The organism is Streptomyces sp. NPDC059874 (assembly GCF_042731135.1).
GTDB lineage: Bacteria > Actinomycetota > Actinomycetes > Streptomycetales > Streptomycetaceae > Streptomyces.
Genome location: NZ_JBHWJY010000162.1, coordinates 1 through 5,648 on the forward strand (window position 1 = coordinate 1; position 5,648 = coordinate 5,648).

Below are 5,648 nucleotides of genomic sequence, written 5' to 3' on the forward strand. Positions count from 1 at the left end.
CTGCCGGCCCGTTCGCGTGGTGCGTGGTGCGTTGTGCCCCGTGGCTGGGGGCTCAGCCCTTGCTGATCTCCCAGAAGCGGAAGACGGTCGACGCGTCGAGCGACCACTGGAGGCCGGTGACGTTCGGCCGGGTGACCGCGTACTGCTTGCCCTGCCAGAGCGGGAGGATCGGGATTTCGTCGGCGACGATGTCCTGGAGGCGGTTGTAGTCCGTGTTGGCGGCGGTGCGGTCGGACTTCGCGGAGGTCGACGGGATGATGGTCCCGGTGATCTCCTTGTTGTCGTAGTTGTTGGCCAGGACGTTGTCGGGGCCGAAGAACGGCTGGGTGAAGTTGTCGGCGTCCGGGTAGTCGGGTACCCAGCCCTTCACGTAGACGCCGTACTTGCCGGCCTGGATGTCCTTCTCGTACTGGTCGAACTCGGCGGACTTGACGTCGGCTTCGAAGAGGCCGCTGTCGTTCAGCTGCTTGGCGATGAGCTGCAGTTCCTGGTCCGTGGAGGGGCCGTAGCGCGTGGGCGTCGAGTACAGGGTCAGCTTGACCTTGTCCTTGACGTTGGCGGCGCGCAGGACGGCCTTGGCCTTCTCGAGCTGGGGGGTGCCGCCGTAGCGGTCGAAGAACGGCGTGGTGTGGGAGGGGATGCCGGCCGGGACGATCGAGTAGAGGGGGGTCGCGGTGCCCGCGTAGACCTCCTTGACCAGGGCTTCGCGGTCGACGAGGTAGGCGATGGCCTTGCGGATGTGGATCTTGCCGGCGACTGGGTCGTTGATGTTGAAGACGAGGTGCTGGACCTCTGCCCCGGTGCCCTGGACGACCTCGACCTTCTGCTCTCCGCTGCTGGAGGCGAGGCCGGCGATGTCCTTGGCGGCGAGGCCGCGGAAGGCGAAGTCGACGTCTCCGCTTTCGAGGACCTTCTTGAGGGCGGCCTGGTCCTCGTTGAAGAACTTCATGGTGACGCCGGAGTTCTTGGGCTTGGCCTTGCCGTTGTAGGACTCGTTGACGGAGAAGCTCGCGCTCTTGTCGTTGATGGAGTCGAGCTTGTAGACGCCGGAACCGATGGCCTTGCCGTCGGTGCGGAGCTTGTCGGCCGGGTATTCGGCGTGGTCGACGATGGAGCCCGCGCCGGAGGCGATCTTGCTGGGGAAGGTCGCGTCGGAGGTCTTGAGGTGGAAGACGACGGTCTTGTCGTCGGGGGCGTCGATCGTGGCGATCGAGGCCAGCATGACGGCGGGGCCGTTCTCGTCGTTGATCTTCAGGGTGCGCTCGAAGGAGTACTTGACGTCCTTCGCGGTGAGGCTGTGGCCGTTGCTGAACTTCAGGCCGCCGCGCAGGGTGCACTTGTAGGTCTTGCTGTCGGTGCCCTCGAAGCCGCAGACCTCCGCGGCGTCCGGCTCGGGCGTGGTGCCGCCCTTGGGGAAGCTGAGGAGCGACTGGAAGACGTTGTTGAAGAGCACCCAGGAGCCCGGGTCGTACCCGGAGGCCGGGTCGGTGGCCTTCACCTTGTCGGATATCCCCATGACCACGCCCTTGCCGCTGCCGGCGTTGGAGCCATCGGTCGAACCGCAACCGCTGAGCAGCGCGGCGGCGGTGGCTGCGCCGAGCGGAGCCGCCAGCCACTGGTTACGTCGATTCACGGATGTGTCCTTCTCAGTCGAACAGTCTCGTCGGCCGGCACGCGACACCCGCTGCCGGTTGTTTGCGTGCGTCAGCCGCTTACGCCGCGGCCGAGCTCCCACAGTTGGAGGTCGGAGATGGCGTTGACCGACCACTCCACTCCGGTGATTCCGTCGCGTGCGGCGACGTACTGCTTGCCCTGCCACAGGGGCAGGACGGGTACGTCCTCGGCGACGATGTCCTGCATCTCCGTGATCGCGGGGACGGCGACGTTGCGGTCGGCGGCGCGCCGGGATTCGGGGATGAGCTTGGTGCGTACGGCGGCGTTCGCGTACGGGGTGCCCAGGAAGTTGTCCTGCTCCAGGAACGGGGCGAGGAAGTTGTCGGCGTCGGGGTAGTCGGGGAACCAGCCGAGTCCGTAGGCGGCGTGGTCGCCCTTCTTCTGCGCGGGGCGGAAGTCGGCCCAGTCGCTGCCCTGGACGGTGATGTCGAAGAGCTGAGTGGAGTTCAGCTGGGCCTTGAGGGCCTCGAACTCGGCTGCGGTGCCGTCGCCGTAGTGGTCGGTGGTGTAGTTCAGGGTGAGCTTGACCGGGGTCTTGATCCCGGCGTCCTTCAGCAGGGCGGCGGCCTTGAGGGTGTTGGCGTCGCCGTACTTGTTGAAGAAGGAGTTGACGTGGCCGTTCACGGTCGTGGGGACCAGCGAGTACAGGGGCTGGGCGGACTTGCCGTAGACCTTGTCGATGAGGGCGTTGCGGTCGACGGCGGCGGCGAGGGCCTGGCGTACCGCCTTGTCCTTGACGACCGGGGCGTCGGTGTTGAAGCCGAGGTAGCGGATCTCCAGGCCGGGCAGCGGGGCGAGCTTGACGCCCTTGGGGGGCTTGGCGGAGAGCTCGGCGATCTGGGTGGGCGACAGGGTGCGGGAGATCATGTGGATCTTGCCGTCGGCGAGTGCCTTGCCCATGGCCGCGGAGTCGGCGTAGGTGCGCAGTTCGGCCTTGTCGTTCTGCAGCTTGAGGTCGCCCTTGTAGTGGGGGTTCTTGCTGAAGACGGCGCGGACGAGTTGGTTGTTCTTGACCTCGGCCTTCATCGTGTACGGGCCGGAGCCGTCCACGGCGAAGCCCTCGCGGAGCTTCTTGGCGTCGTAGTGCTTCTCGCTGACGATGCCCGCGGCGGGGGTGGAGAGCTTGTGCGGGAAGGTCGCGTCCGGGGTCTTCAGGTGGAAGACGACGGTGTCGGCGGACTTGGCCTCGACGGTGTCGATGTTGGCCAGCAGCGAGGAGGGGCCGTTCTCGTCCTTGATGGCGAGGACGCGCTCGATGGAGAACTTGACGTCCTTGGCCGTGACGGGGTCGCCGGAGGCGAACTTGAGGCCGGGGCGCAGGTTGCAGCGGTAGCTCTGGTTGCCGTTGTCGGTGAAGCGGCAGTCGGAGGCCGCTTCGGGGACGGGCTGGCCGCCGGCGCGCGGGGTGTGCATCAGCGTCTGGACGGTCTGGCGCAGGACGTTCCAGGCGCCGGCGTCGTAGGCGTAGGCCGGGTCGAACGGGGCGGGGGCGTATTCGGCGGCCTCGAACCGGTCGGTGGTTCCGACGACGATCGCTCCGGATCCTGCTCCTCCGCCGGTCGCGGTGCCGCATGCGGCCAGCGTGGGGGTGAGCAGTCCGGCCGCGGCCGTCAGCACCATGGTCTTGCGGTTCATGCTGGAAGTACTCCCTGTTACCGGCACTTGCTCAAAGCGGTGTGGAGGGCACTTCGCGGCGGTCGCCCGTTCGGGGCGGAACGATCGGGCCGGTGTAGTGACGATCGGTCCACGCGGTCCCGGCACAGGGATGTGTGTCCGGGGCGGCAGAGGTGCGGCGCAGTGCCCGCAATGACACTAGTGGTCCGGGACGGGATGGCTGGAACTGGCCGGACTTGGGGTGTAATCGCACCGTGACGGGAGTGAACCGGCTGTTCACGCGACGCTCTGTCCGGATTCGGTCAGGAGCTGATCAATCCGGACAGAGCGGTAGGCGCTGAGGCCCTCGGACAGGTGCGTCGGGGCTGTGACGGGTGACCAAGGTCACCTGGGACAACTGCCCCGGAAGGGATGGAATTTCAGCCTCCGGGGCATGTGGCGGAACATTCTTCCGCAGGAGCTCGGACCTGCGGCTGTTTCGTTCGAAACAGAGCGTGTGATGCCGTGTGCGCTCAGTTCATCGGGGCGATGAGGGAGCGCAGGAAGGGCAGGTCCACGTCCTCCAGCGAGCGCACGATCGTCCGGCCCGGGGCGGGCTCGATGCGGCCGACGGAGGGGATGGCCACGACCCGGCAGCCGGCGGCCTCCGCGGCGGCGACGCCGGTGGCGGTGTCCTCGATGACCGCGCACCGGGAGGGGTGCGCGCCCAGCGTGCTCGCGGCGAGCAGGTACGGGTCGGGGTGCGGCTTGGTACGGGCGACCTCGTCCCCGGCCACGGTCATCGTGAAGCGGTCACGGCCCAGGGTGAGCAGGACCTGGTCGATGACGCGGCGGTGCGATGCGGAGACGAGGGCGGTGGGCACGTTGTGCCGGGCCAGCTCGCTCAGCAGCCGCTCGGCGCCCGGCATGAGCGGGACCCGGTCGGCGATGCGGGCCTCGAAGCGCTCGTTGAGGAGCACACTGAGCTCGGCCAGGCCGATGGCGGCGCCGGTGGCCTCGATCAGGAAGGTCGCGCTGCGGCTCATGGGCCCGCCGACGACCACGTCGCGCCAGGACTCGTCGAGCCGGTGGCCGAGCTCGTGGAAGATCTCCGCCTCGATCTCCCACCAGAAGCCCTCGGTGTCGACGAGGGTGCCGTCCATGTCGAGCAGCACCGCCTGCAGGGCATGCCCGTCCGCCGTACGGGCGACGGGGGCGGGAACGGTGCTGGTCATGCGTAACGCCTCTCTCCGGGGACGACAAGGCCGGTCACCTCGGCCCCGCGGGGTACCCCCCTCGGGAACAGGTGACCGGCCTGTATGGGACCGACCAGTGTACGCCGGTCGGTGTCAGCGTGCGTTGAAATACTTCGCTTCGGGGTGATGAATCACGATCGCGTCCGTGGACTGCTCGGGGTGGAGCTGGAACTCCTCCGAGAGGTGGACGCCGATCCGCTCCGGCTGAAGGAGATCGGCGATCTTCGCACGGTCCTCCAGGTCGGGGCAGGCGCCGTAGCCGAGCGAGAAGCGGGCGCCGCGGTACTTGAGGTCGAACATGTCCTCGACCTTGGCCGGGTCCTCGCCGCCGAAGCCGAGCTCGGCGCGGACGCGGGCGTGCCAGTACTCGGCCATGGCCTCGGCGAGCTGGACGGACAGGCCGTGCAGCTCCAGGTACTCGCGGTAGGAGTCGGACTCGAACAGCTTGGCCGTGGCCTCGCCGATCTTCGAGCCGACGGTGACGACCTGGAGGCCGACGACGTCGGTCTCCCCCGACTCCTCCGGGCGGAAGAAGTCGGCGAGGCAGAGGCGGCGGCCGCGGCGCTGGCGGGGGAAGGTGAAGCGGGTCCGCTCGTTGCCCTCCTCGTCCAGGATGATCAGGTCCTCGCCCTTGGACACGCAGGGGAAGTAGCCGTAGACGACGGCCGCTTCGAGCAGGTTCTCGGTGTGCAGCTTGTCCAGGAGGCCGCGCAGGCGCGGACGGCCCTCGCTCTCGACGAGCTCCTCGTACGTGGCTCCGCCCGCGCGGGCCTGCTTGAGGCCCCACTGGCCCTTGAAGAGGGCGCCTTCGTCCAGCCAGGAGGCGTAGTCCTTGAGCGGGATGCCCTTGACCACGCGGGTGCCCCAGAACGGCGGGGTGGGCACGGGGTTGTCGACGGCCACGTCGGAACGGCCACCGGGCTCCTCCGGCTCGTCCACCTGGAGGACGGGGGTGTCCCGCTTGGCGACGCGGCGCTGCTTGAGCTCGGGCAGGGTCGCGCCGGGCACTCCGCGCTTGACCGCGATCAGGGCGTCCATGAGGCGGAGGCCTTCGAAGGCGTCGCGGGCGTAGCGGACTTCGCCCTCGTAGATCTCGTGGAGGTCCTGCTCGACGTAGGCACGGGT

At 68.3% G+C, this 5,648-nt stretch carries 4 protein-coding genes; all 4 read right to left on the reverse strand.

The features are described from left to right. Positions 1-52: 52 nt before the first annotated feature. Entirely contained in the window at positions 53-1,633 is a 1,581-nt protein-coding gene (locus ACFV9H_RS40995) for an ABC transporter substrate-binding protein (protein ID WP_385409036.1), read from the reverse strand. 71 nt (positions 1,634-1,704) lie between these two features. Beyond that, a complete protein-coding gene (locus ACFV9H_RS41000; protein WP_385409038.1) occupies positions 1,705-3,309 on the reverse strand; it encodes an ABC transporter substrate-binding protein in 1,605 nt (534 codons plus the stop codon). A 491-nt stretch (positions 3,310-3,800) separates the two neighbouring features. Further along, positions 3,801-4,502, reverse strand: a complete 702-nt coding sequence (locus ACFV9H_RS41005) for an HAD family hydrolase (RefSeq protein ID WP_385409040.1) — start codon at positions 4,500-4,502, stop codon at positions 3,801-3,803. A gap of 114 nt (positions 4,503-4,616) precedes the next feature. Then, on the reverse strand, positions 4,617-5,648 hold a 1,032-nt coding region (locus tag ACFV9H_RS41010), incomplete at its 5' end, for a vitamin B12 dependent-methionine synthase activation domain-containing protein (RefSeq protein ID WP_385409042.1).